Annotated in this window: 14 protein-coding genes and 1 pseudogene; 8 read left to right on the top strand and 7 right to left on the bottom strand. The window is 65.5% G+C overall.

Annotation, left to right across the window (positions count from 1 at the left end; translation table 11 throughout):
• Window positions 1–5 precede the first annotated feature (5 nt).
• Entirely contained in the window at window positions 6–821 is an 816-nt protein-coding gene (locus AC56KW_RS22665) for an enoyl-CoA hydratase/isomerase family protein (protein WP_497172909.1), read from the top strand.
• A 44-nt stretch (window positions 822–865) separates the two neighbouring features.
• Here AC56KW_RS22665 and AC56KW_RS22660 read toward each other — a convergent pair whose 3' ends face one another.
• Window positions 866–1,285 carry an Ohr family peroxiredoxin gene (locus AC56KW_RS22660; protein ID WP_497172906.1) on the bottom strand — a complete coding sequence of 140 codons (420 nt, stop codon included), beginning with the start codon at window positions 1,283–1,285 and terminating at the stop codon, window positions 866–868.
• A gap of 318 nt (window positions 1,286–1,603) precedes the next feature.
• Between AC56KW_RS22660 and AC56KW_RS22655 the strand changes: the two genes are divergently transcribed.
• The 3 genes and pseudogenes from AC56KW_RS22655 to AC56KW_RS22645 all read left to right on the top strand — a co-directional run.
• Window positions 1,604–2,788, top strand: coding sequence for an MFS transporter (locus AC56KW_RS22655; RefSeq protein WP_497172905.1), 1,185 nt, complete (start codon window positions 1,604–1,606; stop codon window positions 2,786–2,788).
• Between the two features lie 76 nt (window positions 2,789–2,864).
• A complete protein-coding gene (locus AC56KW_RS22650; RefSeq protein WP_497172904.1) occupies window positions 2,865–3,341 on the top strand; it encodes a MarR family winged helix-turn-helix transcriptional regulator in 477 nt (158 codons plus the stop codon).
• Window positions 3,342–3,609: 268 nt separating this feature from the next.
• Window positions 3,610–3,980, top strand: a pseudogene (locus AC56KW_RS22645) (winged helix-turn-helix domain-containing protein); the annotation flags it as partial.
• A 111-nt stretch (window positions 3,981–4,091) separates the two neighbouring features.
• Here the strand turns inward: AC56KW_RS22645 and AC56KW_RS22640 are convergent.
• The 3 genes from AC56KW_RS22640 to AC56KW_RS22630 form a co-directional block, all read right to left on the bottom strand.
• Window positions 4,092–5,171 (bottom strand): redoxin family protein, encoded by a 1,080-nt coding sequence (locus tag AC56KW_RS22640; RefSeq protein ID WP_497172903.1) that lies wholly within the window; start codon window positions 5,169–5,171, stop codon window positions 4,092–4,094.
• A gap of 16 nt (window positions 5,172–5,187) precedes the next feature.
• Window positions 5,188–5,616, bottom strand: coding sequence for a cupin domain-containing protein (locus AC56KW_RS22635; RefSeq protein WP_497172902.1), 429 nt, complete (start codon window positions 5,614–5,616; stop codon window positions 5,188–5,190).
• 143 nt (window positions 5,617–5,759) lie between these two features.
• Window positions 5,760–7,730, bottom strand: a complete 1,971-nt coding sequence (locus AC56KW_RS22630) for a putative bifunctional diguanylate cyclase/phosphodiesterase (RefSeq protein ID WP_497172901.1) — start codon at window positions 7,728–7,730, stop codon at window positions 5,760–5,762.
• 141 nt (window positions 7,731–7,871) lie between these two features.
• Between AC56KW_RS22630 and AC56KW_RS22625 the strand changes: the two genes are divergently transcribed.
• Window positions 7,872–8,333: a DUF6130 family protein gene (locus tag AC56KW_RS22625; protein WP_497172900.1), complete on the top strand. Its 462-nt coding sequence runs from the start codon at window positions 7,872–7,874 to the stop codon at window positions 8,331–8,333.
• Between the two features lie 22 nt (window positions 8,334–8,355).
• On the opposite strand, the gene AC56KW_RS22620 is transcribed toward AC56KW_RS22625, so the two are convergent.
• The 3 genes from AC56KW_RS22620 to AC56KW_RS22610 form a co-directional block, all read right to left on the bottom strand.
• On the bottom strand, window positions 8,356–9,165 hold the full coding sequence (locus tag AC56KW_RS22620) for an SDR family NAD(P)-dependent oxidoreductase (RefSeq protein WP_497172899.1): 810 nt from the start codon (window positions 9,163–9,165) through the stop codon (window positions 8,356–8,358).
• 49 nt (window positions 9,166–9,214) lie between these two features.
• Window positions 9,215–9,427 carry a tautomerase family protein gene (locus tag AC56KW_RS22615; RefSeq protein ID WP_497172898.1) on the bottom strand — a complete coding sequence of 71 codons (213 nt, stop codon included), beginning with the start codon at window positions 9,425–9,427 and terminating at the stop codon, window positions 9,215–9,217.
• Between the two features lie 220 nt (window positions 9,428–9,647).
• Window positions 9,648–10,559, bottom strand: a complete 912-nt coding sequence (locus AC56KW_RS22610; protein ID WP_497172897.1) for a LysR family transcriptional regulator — start codon at window positions 10,557–10,559, stop codon at window positions 9,648–9,650.
• Between the two features lie 228 nt (window positions 10,560–10,787).
• Between AC56KW_RS22610 and AC56KW_RS22605 the strand changes: the two genes are divergently transcribed.
• The 3 genes from AC56KW_RS22605 to AC56KW_RS22595 all read left to right on the top strand — a co-directional run bounded on the left by AC56KW_RS22605 (window position 10,788) and on the right by AC56KW_RS22595 (window position 14,496).
• The gene (locus AC56KW_RS22605) at window positions 10,788–11,537 is read left to right on the top strand and encodes an SDR family NAD(P)-dependent oxidoreductase (RefSeq protein WP_497172896.1); all 750 of its coding nucleotides are present in this window, start codon (window positions 10,788–10,790) and stop codon (window positions 11,535–11,537) included.
• A gap of 25 nt (window positions 11,538–11,562) precedes the next feature.
• Window positions 11,563–12,219 (top strand): DsbA family protein, encoded by a 657-nt coding sequence (locus AC56KW_RS22600; RefSeq protein WP_497172895.1) that lies wholly within the window; start codon window positions 11,563–11,565, stop codon window positions 12,217–12,219.
• A gap of 570 nt (window positions 12,220–12,789) precedes the next feature.
• Complete coding sequence (locus AC56KW_RS22595) at window positions 12,790–14,496, top strand: glycoside hydrolase family 43 protein (protein ID WP_497172894.1); 1,707 nt, start codon at window positions 12,790–12,792, stop codon at window positions 14,494–14,496.
• Window positions 14,497–14,625 lie beyond the last annotated feature (129 nt).

The following is a 14,625-nucleotide window of genomic DNA, read 5'->3' as shown; positions in this document are numbered from 1 at the left end:
TCCAGATCAATCGCGTTACGCCGTCCTACTGGCGTGTGGTGATCGCGCATCCGCCGTTCAACATCTACGGCCCGGAATCGATGCCGATGCTCAATCACGTTGTGACGCAGATCGAGCGGGATCCGCAATTAAAGGTCGTTGTGTTCGAAAGCGCCGTGCCGGGCTTCTTCCTGACGCACTACGATTTCAAACCACCGCTCGAAGTCACTACCAGCATGCCGAATGGCCCGACCGGGTTGCCACCGCTGCCTGACATGCTGGTGCGCCTGAGCAAGTCTCCTGTGGTGTCAATCGTCAAGATCCGCCGCCGTGCAACCGGCGTCGGCAGCGAACTGGCGCTGGCTGCCGACATGCGCTTTGCCAGCCGCGAAAAAGCGGTGCTGTCGCAGTTCGAGATCGGCGCCGGCTTCGTACCGGGTGGCGGCCCGATGGCGCGACTGCCGCGCTTGATGGGTCGCGGGCGGGCGCTCGAGATTCTGCTCAGCGGCAAGGATATCGATGGCGATCTGGCTGAGCGCTACGGCTATGTCAACCGCTCGCTGCCGGACGCCGAGCTCGACAGGTTCGTGGACGACCTGGCACGCCGGATTGCGAGCTACGATAAACAGTCGCTGGGCGAGATCAAGCACCTGGTAAATGTGGCCAGCCTCCCCCCGGACAAGGACGTTGGCGCCGAATGGCCCGCCTTCATCGACTCGGTACAGCGCCCGGCCGCCCAGCGCAACATCAAACGGCTCATGGAACTCGGGCTGCAGGAGAATCCCGATGTCGAGACCCATCTCGACAAATATACAGGCCAAGTCAACCAGCCCGCCAAGTAGTACCCACGCGGCAACGCCTTGCCAGGCCCGGGGTCCTTTCGCCGCTACGCCACGACAGTGACAACGTGTAAGTTCGCGTGGAGCGCTTTCGAATATGGGCAGAGCTCATGAGCACGCGCGACCAGGCTTGCCGCCAGCGCCGCGTCCAGCCCTGGCAAGACGACCTTGAAGCGCGCTTGCAGGCGGTAGTCATCGGCTCCAATCACGCCAAGGTCGACCTCGACCTCGATCGCGACATCCTTTGGCAAGGCTATTTTCGCTTCCCGTGCTGCGCTCTGCATTGCTCCCAGGTAGCACGCGCCCCAGCCGGCTGCTAGCAGCTGCTCGGGATTCGTCCCCGCGGCCTGCGATTTGAAATGAGCGAGTGGCACGTCGAGGCGGCCGTCGCTGCTGCGCGCGGCGCCGTCGCGCCCGCCGGTGATTCGGGTGGTGCCGGTGTAAAGGATTTTGTCGATGGTAGTCATGTTGGAACTCCTGAAGGAACTGTGTTTGTAGCGCTTCCGATTGAAGCGCATACGATTGATAATAGCCACGCCCAAGCCAAAGTCAAGCAAAGATTTTGCAAGCCCTATCTACCAGCCCCCAATTTTTCACGGAACTCCCATGCACTCGAACGAAGATCACCTACCTAGCGGACGATTCTGTCGCATCCGCTTGACATTGCCATCCTGCGGTGATAGCGTCGGTGTTTTCGATCGCATGCGATTGACCTAATCTGGCCGGATGTGTGGCTGTCCGTACAGGACAGCACACACCGCCATTGACGTGAAAGGATTACCCAAATGGATCGTCGTTTGATCGTACTAGCCTCCGGGATGTTTGCCGTTGGTACCGACAGTTTCGTCGTCGCCGGCATCCTGCCCGAGGTAGCCGCCACGCTCGGGGTCTCGATCTCGCTGGCCGGGCAGATGGTCACCCTCTACGCGCTGAGCTATGCACTGCTGTCGCCGACGGTGGCCGCGCTGCTGGCGCACTGGCCGCGCAAGCGCCTGCTGCTGGCGGGCCTGGGTATCTTCGTGCTCGGCAATGCGATGACCGCGCTGGCGCCGTCGATTGGCTGGGTGCTCGCCAGCCGCGTGATCGCCGGTCTGGGGGCGGCGATGTACAGCCCCACCGCCACCGCTACCGCCGCCTCGCTGGTGCCGCCCGAACGGCGCGCCAGCGCGCTGGCAATCGTCATCGCCGGCCTGTCGAGCGCCACCGCGCTGGGCGCGCCGCTTGGCACCTTCATTGCCGGGCTTGGGGATTGGCGCGCCACGATGTGGTTCGTCAGCATCGTCGGCAGCGTCGCAGGCCTCGGCGTGTGGGCCCTGTTGCCCCGCATTCCAGCGCTGCCTGCCGCCACGCTGCGCCAGCGACTCGCGCCGCTCAGGGACGCTCGCATTGCGCTGGTGCTGCTGACCACCCTGCTCGCCTATGCCGGCGCGTTCTCGGTCTACACCTATATCGGCGTGATTTTCGACCGCGTCACAGGCGGCTCGACCTCGGTGCTGGCCGGCCTTCTGCTGATCTGGGGCGTCGGCGCCACGGTTGGCAACCTGGTTGCAGGGCGTCTGACCGACCGTCTCGGCAGCCGCAACATCATTTTCGGCGCATTGTTGGTCGCTGCGGTCAATTTCGCCCTGACGCCCTGGACCTCGGCCCATCTCTGGAGCGCGGTACTGGCGATCGTGGTGTGGGCGCTGTCCGGCTGGGGCCTGCTGGTGCCCCAGCAGCATCGCCTGATCGGACTTGCGCCCGCCGCCGCACCGCTGCTGATCGGGCTCAATTCGGCCGCGCTCTACATCGGCGTATCGTCGGCAGGCGTCCTGGGCGCGGCGGGTATCTCCCTGCTCGAGCGTCACTCGGTCGGCGTGCTGGCCGCGGCCCTGGTCGCACTTGCCCTTGGCGTCGCGGTGCTGGCCGAGCGCCGCATCCTCAACGCCGCTGCTGCGGAAAGCGCGTCGGCGCCGTCGAGGGTGGGCTGAATCATGATTCGAATTTTGAAAGAATCGGTCGCGATATATAATCTGACTGACACCACCCCGACCAAGGAGAACTTCGATGAAATCAACCGCACGCGTGCAACCCGGCGACCCCGGCGTCAAGAAGCTGTCCGAATACCTGTGCTTCGCGATCTACTCGACCAACCTGGCGCTGGGCCGCGCCTACAAGCCGATCCTGGAAGAGCTGGGGCTGACCTATACCCAGTACATCGTCATCATCGCGCTGTGGGAAGAAGACAACCAGACCGTCTCCGGCCTGGGCGAGAAGCTGTTCCTGGAATCGAATACGCTCACGCCAATCCTGAAAAAACTGGAAACCATGGGCTATGTGCGCAGGCGCCGCGACACCCTGGACGAGCGCCAGGTGCGGATCGGGCTGACCGAGGCCGGGCACCGCTTGCGCCAGAGCGCCATCGGCAAGGGCGTCGTGTCGCAGGCAGGCCTCACGCCCGAGCAGGCCGGGCTGCTGCACCAGACCCTGGTCTCGCTGCGCGGCAACCTGCTCGAGGCGGCACACCAGCACGAGAAGAAGTAAGCCGCCGCGCAGCGGCGCCTCCAGGAGGCAGCCATGCGCGAAGCCGACACGTGCGGGTGGCGGACGACGACCGCGGATCCGCGCGCCAATCTGCGCCTATTTCGACGAGCAGGCCTGCGCGCCACCAGTGCTGCTGATTCGACGAGCAGGCCTGCGCACCAACAGTGCTGCTGATGGACGCGCCATGTACGCCGCCGGGCAACGGTTCACACCGGACGCCATCATCTCGACGTGATGTTGCCGGGCGACGCCGGGCTGGCAGTGCTGTGCAGTGCTGCGGCGCACCCGCACGCTGCCGACCGATATGCAGCTCACGCAAGCCGCAGCCGTCATCGGCTTGGGCGGCTGGCGGGTCGATATGCTGGCCCGGCACCTGCTCGATGCGGGCGGCGTGGTGGTACCCGTGAGCGGCGCCGACGACCGGCTGTCGCGCGTCTTTCTCGACCACAGCGCGTGCCGACGCGCGAACAGCTGTTCGCCCTCACCCACGGCGACGCTGCCGACCAGTTCGACCGCTCGATCGGTCTCCTGGTCAGCCGATTGCGCCAGGGCCCGCGCGACGAGGCGCGCGAGCCGCGCTACATCAAGACCTTGCGTAACGAGGGCCAAGTCCTTGCCAAGGCGGTCCAGCTGCCCGAGCGCGCATCATGGCGTCCGTGGCTGCGCCGCCGTACCGCCACGCCGTCGTCGAGCGGCCCGGCAGCGGCATTCGACTTCGGGGCGCAAGGGCGGCCTGGCGGCACGGGCTGCTCAGCCGAAGGTGAACGCGTAGGCCTCGGCGCCGCGGTCGAGGAAACGGATTTCGAAGCGCCGCTGTCGTGCCTGGCCGCTCTGGCGCACCAGTTGATACAAGCGGGTGGCGTCGATCACGCCCTCGCCGGCCGGATTGATATCGCTGCCGTGGTCAGCGCCGGGCGGCTTGCCGTCCAGCGTCACCCGGATGCGCAGCTTGCCGCCGGCCGCGCCTGGGCCGAGCACCAGGTGCAGGTCGCGCGCGCTGAAATGGTAGGCGATGCCGGCGCCGGGCTCCAGCGCCTGGGCGCTTTCAGGTCCCACCGTCCAGCGACCAAGCAGTCCCCACTCGTTCAACCCCAGGTGCTTGAGCGTGTAGGTCTGCGGCGCGTCCGGGCGCACACGCTCCGCCGAGCGCAAATTGGTGGCCTTGCGGTAGCCGACATAGGTTTCCCCGGATGCGATCTGCTCGGTGGCGGGCGCCATATATTCGGCGCCGGCTTGTGGATCGACCAGGCTCGTGTCGGCGAGCGCGGCGCCGCGCTGTTCGCCCAGCAGCGACTGGATCGCGCGTTCCATCTTGTCGTAGTCGCCTTCCCCGAACTGCCGGTAGCGAATCCGGCCCGCGCCGTCGACCAGGTAGTAGGCAGGCCAGTAGCGGTTACTCCAGGCGCGCCAGATCTGGTGACTGCTGTCGACCGCCACCGGGAAATCGATGTGGAAGCGCGCGATCGCCGCGTTCACATTGCTCAGGTCCTGTTCGAAACGGAACTCGGGCGTGTGCACGCCGACGACCGTCAAGCCTTGGTCGCGGTACTTGTTCGCCCAGGCAAGCGAATACGGCATGGCGCGGATGCAGTTAATGCACGAGTACGTCCAAAAATTGACCAGCACAACCTTGCCGCGCAGCTGCGCCGGGCCCAGGGGGGCGGAATTGAGCCAGGTGGTGGCGCCGTCGAAGCCGGGCGCCTTGCCTTGTACCGCCAGGACGCTGCGTCCGGCAACGGCGCCGGCCTCCACGCTGGCGCTACCCGCCAGCGCCGACAGCGCGCATGCGGCGGCGATCGATCCGGCGACCATGGGAATACGTCGTTTCATGGGGGCTCCGGGACGCTTATTTGGCCGGCTTGGCCAGCACCAGCACCGGTTTGTGCTTGTCGACCACGTAGGTCGCCAGTTCCGATGCGATGTCGCCGCCGGTGTTGCGGGCCGAGTGGACGGCGCCCGCCGGGATGTACAGGGATTCGCCAGCCTTCAAGACGATTTTCTTGCCGTTCATCTCGTATTCGATCGTCCCTTCGAGCACGTAGGCGATTTCCACGCCGGGATGCGTATGCGCCGGGAAGGCCACGTGCGGCCCGAAATCCACCTTGACCTGGATGGCCTCCCGGCCGCCATCGAAGTCGTGGCGCACGACTTCAGCGCGGCCGATGCCGTTTGCGTCGAGCTTCTGTGCGGTTGCCGGGATTGGCCACGCCGCGCTCGCTGCAAGAACGAGTGCAAGGGCGGGTGCAAACGCGCCGCCAGATTTGATTGCTTTCATGTGGGTTCCTCTTTGGTCAGTGCCGCCGCCGCGCGCCAGGATGGCTTGACGGCTGTTCGGCAAAGACCCATTAAAACGTATGCCCGTGTCGGCAGTATGTTCGGAATGTGTCTAAATCCGCTCGTCATGTGTCGCGGCGCGCCCTAGATACAATCGGAGACAATCGCGCCGCCGCCTTGCGCCTGCCTGGCCTGCCACGCAGCAGCCCAGTCGGCGAACTGCATGACCGGCATTGGTTCCGCTACAAAATAGCCCTGCACGACATCGCAGCCTTGCGCTTCCAGGCACGACCAGGTCGCCTGGTCCTCGACGCCCTCGGCGATGACCAAAAGCCCCAGGTGGTGTCCCAGGTCGATGGTGGCGTGCACGATGGCGCACGAGTCGGAATCCACGCTCATCTGGCGCACGAAGGACTGGTCGATCTTGATCGCCTGGACCGGGAAGCGCTGCAGGTAGCTGAAGCTCGAATAACCGGTGCCGAAGTCGTCGATCCAGATCTCGAAGCCCATGTCCTGAAGGCGCGCCAGCGACTGCATGGCCGTGTCGGGGTCGTCCATCAGCGCGCTCTCGGTCAATTCGAACCGAATCGCGTTGTCAGGGATCGCCTGGCTCAGGGCCAGGCGCCGGATGTGCTCGATGAACACCGGGTCCTGGATATCGTGAGCGGACAGATTGACCGACAGCGATGACGGGCACCCTGCCGCATTCCAGGCATGGACCTGGCGAAACGCGGTCCGGGTCATCCACTCCGTGATCAAGGAAATCATCCCGGCCTGTTCGGCCAGCGGAATGAAGACGGCGGGACTGATCGGGCCCCGCTCGGGATCGCGCCACCGGGTCAAGGCTTCGGCGCCGCATGCGCGACGCGTGCGCATCTCGACCTTCGGTTGACAATACATCTCGAGTTCGCCATGTTCGATCGCACGGCGCAGCCGCCCCATCATCGCGAGGCGCCCCGCAGTCTCCTGTTCGTGACCGGCCGGATAGACGGCGATACCGGCCGCCGAGCGCTGCGCCAGGCGCATTGCGGCGCTGGCGCGCCGCGCCAGACTCTCGGCCGTGCCCGCATGCTCCGGAAACAGGGAAATCCCGGCCGCCAGGCGCGGGGCGATCAGTGCGGACGAGACCTGCACCGGTTCGCAGCGCAGGTCCAGCACCGTGCGGGCGCGGTCCAGCGCGACCTCCAGGCCCGCATTGTCGAGCAAGATCGCAAACTCACCTTCGCCCGGCATCACGACCGGCGTGCCTTCCGGCATCGCCGCCACGAGGCGGGCGGTCAGGACTTTCATCAGGGCCTCGATCGCGCGAAAACCCAGCGCATTGCCGATTTCGTGGAATTTTCCGACGCCGATGTGCACGATGGCGAGCGGACTGCCGGCAGCGCGCGCCGCCTCGATATGTTGGCGCAGCAGCTGCAGCATACCGGCCCGATTGGGCAAGCCGGTCAGGGTATCGAACAGTGTCAGGCGGCGAATGGTTTCCTGCGCCCGTTCGTGCTCGCTGCGCAGGCGCAGCGTGTGGATGCCGAACGCCAGGTCGTCGGCGAGCTCGCTTAAGAGGTTGATTTCCTGCTGGTCGAAAGCGTCCGGCTCGGCCGCCGCCATGAACAGCGCGCCGATGACTGCGCCGCCCCAGGCAAGTGGAAAGGCGGTCAGCGAGCGATAGCCGCCTTGCTCCGCCCGCCTTTTCAGGGCCGCGTAGGCCGGATTCTGGAACACCGGACCGGCCGCGACGTCGCGCCGCGTAAAGGGCTTGCCGGTGCGGATCGCGATGGCGCTGGCATCCTGTCCAAGGGGCGTATCGGCCCAGGTATAACCGGCCCTGTTGAGCTCATCGACGTCGATCGCCACGGCCCTGCCGTCCTCGCGCCCCATCCACGCCATCCATCGCAGGCCCCTGGCCGGGCCATGGTCGGCGTAGATGACGCCGGTGCGCACGTAACCGCCCTGCTCAACCGCCACGGCGCACATGTCGCGCAGCAGCTGGCGCTCGTCGGTAGCGCGCAGCAGCGTGCGGTTGCTGGCGCTGATGGTGCGGTGCGCGCGCAGGGCGCGCTCGAGCGACATGCCATCGCCAGCGACGCCGGCGGCATCCTTGATCGGCGATTCAGGCATGTTAGCCCCCGACGTGAGCAGTTTTATGTTATGCAGTATAGACCCGCTGGCGGCAAACTGTACCGCGTTTCCGAAACCGCTTGACAGTGGACTGGCGGCGCACAATATTGATAGGAGTCGTCGGCTTTTAGGAGTAGCGCCATGCCGGACATATCACGCGTCGATGCGCGCATATGCATCGCAGGGCTGATCGTGGCCGCCTGCCATGGCGCCGCCGTGGCCCAGGGCGTGCCGGCGCCGCCCATCCTGCCGCTCACCGGTGAGCCTGGCGCCCGGCTGAGCGTCCATGCGCCGGTTCACGAAGCATTGGCGCGCGGGGTCATCATCCTCCAGTACCGTACCGAGCACCTGCGCATCATGCCCGTCTTCGGGCCGAAGGCCGCGGAGGTATCGCCGCGTATCGGACACCTGCACGTCACGGTCGACAAGGGACCCGCGACCTGGGCCCATACGAGCCTCGACCCGATCATCATCGTCGGGCTCGCGCCCGGTCCCCACAGTATCAGGCTGGAACTGGCCGACCCGACCCACCGGATCCTGGGCGGCGAAACCGTCGAGGTGACGGTACCGGACAGCCGCCCACCGAAAGCCCCCGCCCATTGAGGCCCGCCGGCAGGCCCGGTGTTCAGGCCGCCGCTGCGCGGCCCCGGTAGCGGCTGGCCGGACTAGAGGTCGACAGCTCCGCATGCATGGCAAGGCGCGCGCCCTCGTAGGCCCGGTACTTGGCGCCGTCCTCCAGGCCGGGAATGGTCACCAGTTCACCCTGGTCGAGGCCGGCCAGCGCCGCGTCGACCATGGCATCGGCGCGCATGACGATTTCCTGCGGCAGGTGTTCGACCGGGGTGCCGGCCACGCTCCAGAAGTCGGTCGCGGTCGCGCCCGGCAGCACGGCCTGCACGCGCACGCCCTTGTCGCCCAGTTCGTGCTGGAGCGACTGGCTCAAGGCCAGCACGAAGGCCTTGCTGGCGCCGTAGACGCCGTTCAGGATTTCGGGTGCGATCGCCACGATGGAGGCGATGTTGATGATGGTGCCCTGACCGCGCGCGACAAAACCGGGCGCCGCCGCATAGGTCAGTCGGGTCAGCGCGGTGACGTTCAGGGCGATCAGCGCTGCCATCTGGCCGACGTCCGAGGCCAGCAACGGCGCGGTGGCGCCGATCCCGGCGTTGTTTACCAGCATGCTGATGCTGCTGTCTTCGCGCAGCAGGGTCTCGATCCGGAAGAGATCCTCGGCGTCGGTCAGGTCGGCGCTGATCGGGCGGACGGTGCGCCCGGTAGCGGCCTGCAGGCGGGCCGCCAGTGCCAGCAGGCGTGGGCCGTTGCGCGCGACCAGCACCAGGTCGTAGCCGCGTGCAGCCAGGCGTTCCGCATACAGGGCGCCGATGCCGGTCGAGGCGCCGGTGATGACGGCGGTACCACGGGTCGATAGTTTCATGTTGCTCTCCTTGTCTTTGCTGGGTCTGACAGCTGATGCGTGCATGCACTCATCCCTTGCTGCGCTCGCGCTGGCGCCGCACGGTCACCGGTTCGCCGGCGTGCCCCCAGTTGTCGGTATTGACTTCTTCGATGACCACGAAGGTCGAGTTCGGGTCCTTGCCGAGTACGTCGACCATGAGGTCGGTGGCGCCAGCAATGATGCGGGCTTTCTGTTCGCGGGTGACGCCTTCGTCGGTCACTTGTACGAGGATGTAGGGCATGATGAACTCCTTGGGATGCTTGGGTTGGATGATGGCGGCAAATGGTTGCCGGCTGGACGACGCCGGTGGAAGCGTCCAGGGCGCGTCGTCCATGGACACCACTATAGGCAGCATCGTCGGCTGGACAAAGATCAGTCGGAGAACATCAATCAATACATGATGTAATGAATAGCGGGGCGTCTTCCCTGCGCAATCGGCCCTGGCGTGGACGGGCGCCGGTTCAGGCGCGCAGGTGCTCGACCAGAAAGTCGACGAACGCCCTGACCCGCGCCGACACATGCCGGGCGTGCGGATAGATGAGGCAGAAGGGACGCGCACTCCCCCCATGGTTGGCCAGCACCTCGACCAGCTGGCCGCGCTCCAGGTCGGACGCGACGACAAAGCGATAGGTCTGGAACAACCCGGCGCCGGCGCGTGCCAGCGTGACCGCGCCCAGGATGTCTTCGGCACACCCGTAGATGCCGCTCGTGGACAGTTCGATGGGCTCGCCCCGATCGCGAAATAGCCAGGGAATATTGCGGCCGGTGCTGGGCAGGGCGAACTGGATGCAGTTGTGGGCGCCCAGGTCTTCCAGACGGCGCGGCGTACCGGCCCGCGCCAGGTAGCCCGGTGTGGCCACGACGACCAGTTCGGCGTCCTCGAGCGGACGTGAAATCATCGTGGAGTCGAGCGGCGCCCGCCCGCGGATCGCCATGTCGAAGCCTTCCTCGACGAAGTCGACGTTGCGATTACTGAGGTGGAACTCGATTTTCACATCGGGAAACAGCGCCGAGAACGCCGGAAGGATGGGCAGCACCCGGTAATGGCCGTAGGGTGTCGGCATGCTGATGCGCAGCAGGCCGGACGGCGCGCTTTGGCGTCCCGTCACCAGGCGTTCGGCCTCGACCAGCTGGTTGAGCGCCTCGCGGCACTGCACGAAGTAATCGCGGCCGGCCTCGGTCAGGTTCAGGGTACGGGTGGTGCGCACGAACAGGCGCACGCCGAGGCGCGCTTCGAGGCGCGACACGGCGCGACTCACCGCGGCCGGCGTCACGCCCGCGGCCGTTGCCGCCGCCGTGAAGCTGCCCAGCTCGGCGGCGGAACAGAACAGCTCGATGCTGCCCAGCAGGATATCGTCGAATTGGCGGCTCACGGTTGCATTGCTTCATGGTACGGCAAGCAGCAATCATACTGTATTTACCGACCTGCCGAGGCATCCCGACGCTACTTCGCCACGGGATGCGCGCCCGGGCGCCGACTCATTACATCGTGTATCAATTCCTTTGAGTCAAACCCCATTTATTCCCGGGCCGCGCGAACGTACAGTTCTCCCATCGCAGCAAGAACGCTGCGCCAACCGACACACCCCCAGGAGATTTCCATGAACACGACTCAACCAACCGTCATCGTCACCGGCGCATCGAGCGGCATCGGCTTCGCCATCGCAGAAGCTTATGTGGCACGCGGCTTCAACGTGGTCGGCAACGCCCGCAGCCAGGAACGCCTGAACGAAGCCGCGGCCAAGCTCGGCAACCCGGTCAACTTCATGACGGTCGCAGGCGATATCGCCGACCCGCACACCGCCCGGGACATGTTCTCCCAGGCGATCGCCGCCTTCGGACATGTCGACATCCTGATCAACAATGCCGGCATCTTCATCGCCAAGCCGACCGCCGACTACACCGTCGAGGATGTGGATGCGATCGTGGCCACCAATCTGAAGGGCTTTTTCTACCCGTCGCAGCAGGCCGCCGTCCACATGGCCGGCCGCAAGCAAGGCCACATCGTCAACATCACCGCCAGCATCGGCATCCAGCCGAATGCCAAGGTCCCGGCCCTGCTGCCGGTCCTGATCAAAGGCGGCCTGAACCAGGCGACGCGCGCCCTGGCCCTCGAGCTCGCTCCGTCGAATGTCAAGGTCAACGCAATCGCCCCCGGCATCATCGAAACTCCGCTGCACAGTGACTATGAAAGCGTGCGCGGGTTCTACAACACCCTGGCGCCGAGCGGCACTACCGGGGTGGTGCAGGACATCGTCGATGCCGTGATGTACATGACCAACTCCAGCTTCACCAGTGGCACCGTGCTGGCGGTCGACGGCGGCGGCACTGCCGGCGTCTTCCAGGGCTGATCCGGCAAGCCGGCTGGAGAACGAGATGAAACTCATCTATATAGGCGATCCGATGTGTTCCTGGTGCTATGGCTTCGGCAAGGAGATGACCACCTTGCTGGAACGGCATCCCGGCCTCGATCTCGAGATCGTGGTCGGCGGCGTGCGCGCCGGCGCCACCGACCTGCTGGACGACGCAGGCAAGCGCTTCCGCCTTGATCACTGGGAGCGCGTACAGTCCAACAGCGGTTTGCCATTCAACCGGGCCGCCTTCCTGGCGCGCGAGCACTTTGTGTACGACACCGAGCCGGTCTGCCGCGCCGTCGTCACCGCGCGCCGTCTCGCTCCGGACTCGGACCTGCTGGCCGTGTTCCGCTCCCTCCAGCACGCCTTCTATGCCGAGGGGCGGGACACGACCGACGGCCGGGTTCTGTCGGTCGTCGCCGTGGCCGCACTGAAGGCCGTCGGGCATGAGGTCGATGCGGAGCGTTTCCACGACGAATGGCGCTCGGAAGCGGCAATGACCGAGACCCGCGCCGATTTCGTGCGTGCCCGCCAGCTCGGCGTGCGCAGCTTCCCGAGCCTGCTGCTCGATACCGGAACCGGTATCGTCGAGGTCAGCCCTGGCTACGCGCATGCCCAGCTGCTGGACATGCGCTTGCACGAGGCGATGAAGAAGTACGCCCGCGCCAGCGCGGCTTAGGGTCCTCGGCGTCCGTACTGCCTGCCCGCTCGATGCGGCTGGCAACGGACGCCCTACCCCATGTGGCGACCCATGGGTATGTATCCCCATTGGCTCAATCATGCGCACACCGTCTGCGCTCGTGAACCGATCAGAGCTCGCCTCGAGTCCGCGTCGGGCTCTTGCCAATACCGGCTCGCCGGATTCCGTAATCTCTGGAGTTTCGCTTTCCCCTCCCTGTTCGTGATCGCGCTGGAATGCGTATGAGGCATGCGTGACACATGGCCATACAGACTGCTTTCGCCCATCGGTCTGGTGTCGTCCGTCATACCTGCCTTCCTTCCTGGGCGCTTGGTGGTTTTGTGTAGTAGTTTCCGGAGTCGATAACGATAATTTTTTTTGCTGGATTGTTTTAAATGTTGGTTAGTTACGTTTATAGTGATTGTCCAGCCATCCGATGGCCATTTCGTTCGAGAAGCTTATTGAAGTTCAATATTATTTCATTGACAATGCACTGCGTATTGGCCAGCACCGCTGTTTCGCGTCGAGGCGTTGCCGTCGACTTCGGCGGGTCATCTTTCAAAGGACACCATGATTTCTCCCTATACCGTTGGCGGCGTCGTCTCGGCGGCCGCCCTGACAGTGCTACTGGCGGCCTGCACCACTCCCGGCAAGCAGTCCACCCAAGCCGTGACACCGGCGGCCCATTTCGAACGCTTCAGCTACGACGGCCGCTCCCAGGAAACCGCAACGCCCACTGCAGGCCAATACCGCAATCCGGTCCTCTCCGGCTACTATCCCGACCCCTCGGTGCTGCGCGTGAAAGACGACTACTACCTGGTCAATTCCTCATTCACGAACTTCCCCGGCCTGCCCCTGTTCCATTCGCGCGACCTTGTCACCTGGAGCCAGATCACCAACGTGATCACCCGCCCTTCACAGGCGAACTTCCAGGGCCTGCGCTCCTCGCGCGGCATCTACGCCCCCGACATTTCGTACCACAATGGTGTCTTCTACGTGGTCACGACCTGCGTGGACTGCGGCGGCAACATGGTCATGACCGCTAGCCGCCCGGAAGGTCCCTGGTCAGACCCGGTCAAGCTGGCCTTCGGCGGCATCGATCCGTCGCTGTTCTGGGACACTGACGGCAAGGTCTACCTGGTCGGCAACGATGCGCCGGCAGAACAACCGCGCTACGACGGCCACCGCGCCATCTGGGTCCAGGAATTCGATCCAGTCGCGCTGGCGGTCAAGGGGGAACGCACCCTCCTGGTCAATGGCGGCGTCGATATCTCGGCCAAGCCCAGCTGGATCGAAGGACCACATATCTTCCGGCGCGGCAGCTATTACTACCTGATCGCGGCCGAGGGCGGCACCGGCGACAACCACTCCCAGGTGGTATTCCGCTCGAGCAGTGCGCGCGGCCCGTTCACGCCCCACGCGAACAATCCGATCCTCAGCCAGCGCAAGCTCGACCCGGCGCGCCCGAATCCGGTGACCTCGGCCGGCCACGCCAAGTTCGTCCAGACCCCCGCTGGCCAATGGTGGGCAACCTTCCTCGCCACCCGGCCCTACCAGGACGGCATGTACAACATCGGACGCGAGACTTTCCTGTTGCCGGTGACGTGGAAGGACGACTGGCCGCTGGTGCTCGAAGACGGCCTGGCGATTCCCTTCGTCGCCGCCAGGCCGGCGCTGCCGGTGCAGGCGCGCCCCGATGTGCCGTTGTCGGGCGACGTCGCGTATACCGACGAATTCGACGGCGCGCGCCTGGCCGACGCCTGGATCGGCGTGCGCACCCCGGCGACGCCATTTCATCGGCTGGAAGCAGGCCGCCTCGTGCTGGAGCCACGAGGACAGCTCGGCGACCTCGATGCCACCCCGGCCTTCCTTGCACGCCGCCAGCAACACCACATCGCCACGGTGGCCACCAGCCTGCGTTTTCGTCCATCCCATGAAGGCGACCGCGCCGGCCTGGTGGCCTACCAGAGCGACGAGTCGCACCTGTTTTACGGGATCACCCGCATCGGCCAGCGCGACATGCTGGCCATCTTCGTGCGCGCGAAGGCGGCCGCCGACAAGCTGCTGGCCAGCACGCCCCTGGACGGCGACACGGTCGATCTCGAGATCCGCGCCGACGGCGGCCGCATGCACTTTTCGTACACGGCCGGCGGCGTAAAGCGGACCCTGCGCGACGACGTCGACGCGACCTTCCTTTCCACCAGCAAGGCCGGGGGCTTCACGGGAACGATCATCGGACCCTTCGCCGGACGGGCCGGCGCTCCCGCAGCACGCTAGCGCACCTGGCGCCGGCGCGACGGCGCGCACCGGGCGCCGCGCCCCTGTCCGCACCTGCAAACCGCACCGCGGTGATCCGTAACATTTTTTGTTATGCGCTACCATTTTCTGTTAATGAATGGTAGGCTT

Source organism: Telluria sp. RT2P19, from assembly GCF_059685725.1.
This window is presented reverse-complemented; position numbering and strand designations above follow the sequence as displayed.

What these genes read in the sequence shown, in the direction of transcription:
- AC56KW_RS22660 (WP_497172906.1), bottom strand. Translation starts at nt 1,285, where the DNA reads ATGACTACCATCGACAAAATCCTTTACACCGGCACCACCCGAATCACC.
- AC56KW_RS22655 (WP_497172905.1), top strand. Translation starts at nt 1,604, where the DNA reads ATGGATCGTCGTTTGATCGTACTAGCCTCCGGGATGTTTGCCGTTGGT.
- AC56KW_RS22650 (WP_497172904.1), top strand. Translation starts at nt 2,865, where the DNA reads ATGAAATCAACCGCACGCGTGCAACCCGGCGACCCCGGCGTCAAGAAG.
- AC56KW_RS22640 (WP_497172903.1), bottom strand. Translation starts at nt 5,171, where the DNA reads ATGAAACGACGTATTCCCATGGTCGCCGGATCGATCGCCGCCGCATGC.
- AC56KW_RS22635 (WP_497172902.1), bottom strand. Translation starts at nt 5,616, where the DNA reads ATGAAAGCAATCAAATCTGGCGGCGCGTTTGCACCCGCCCTTGCACTC.
- AC56KW_RS22630 (WP_497172901.1), bottom strand. Translation starts at nt 7,730, where the DNA reads ATGCCTGAATCGCCGATCAAGGATGCCGCCGGCGTCGCTGGCGATGGC.
- AC56KW_RS22625 (WP_497172900.1), top strand. Translation starts at nt 7,872, where the DNA reads ATGCCGGACATATCACGCGTCGATGCGCGCATATGCATCGCAGGGCTG.
- AC56KW_RS22620 (WP_497172899.1), bottom strand. Translation starts at nt 9,165, where the DNA reads ATGAAACTATCGACCCGTGGTACCGCCGTCATCACCGGCGCCTCGACC.
- AC56KW_RS22615 (WP_497172898.1), bottom strand. Translation starts at nt 9,427, where the DNA reads ATGCCCTACATCCTCGTACAAGTGACCGACGAAGGCGTCACCCGCGAA.
- AC56KW_RS22605 (WP_497172896.1), top strand. Translation starts at nt 10,788, where the DNA reads ATGAACACGACTCAACCAACCGTCATCGTCACCGGCGCATCGAGCGGC.
- AC56KW_RS22600 (WP_497172895.1), top strand. Translation starts at nt 11,563, where the DNA reads ATGAAACTCATCTATATAGGCGATCCGATGTGTTCCTGGTGCTATGGC.
- AC56KW_RS22595 (WP_497172894.1), top strand. Translation starts at nt 12,790, where the DNA reads ATGATTTCTCCCTATACCGTTGGCGGCGTCGTCTCGGCGGCCGCCCTG.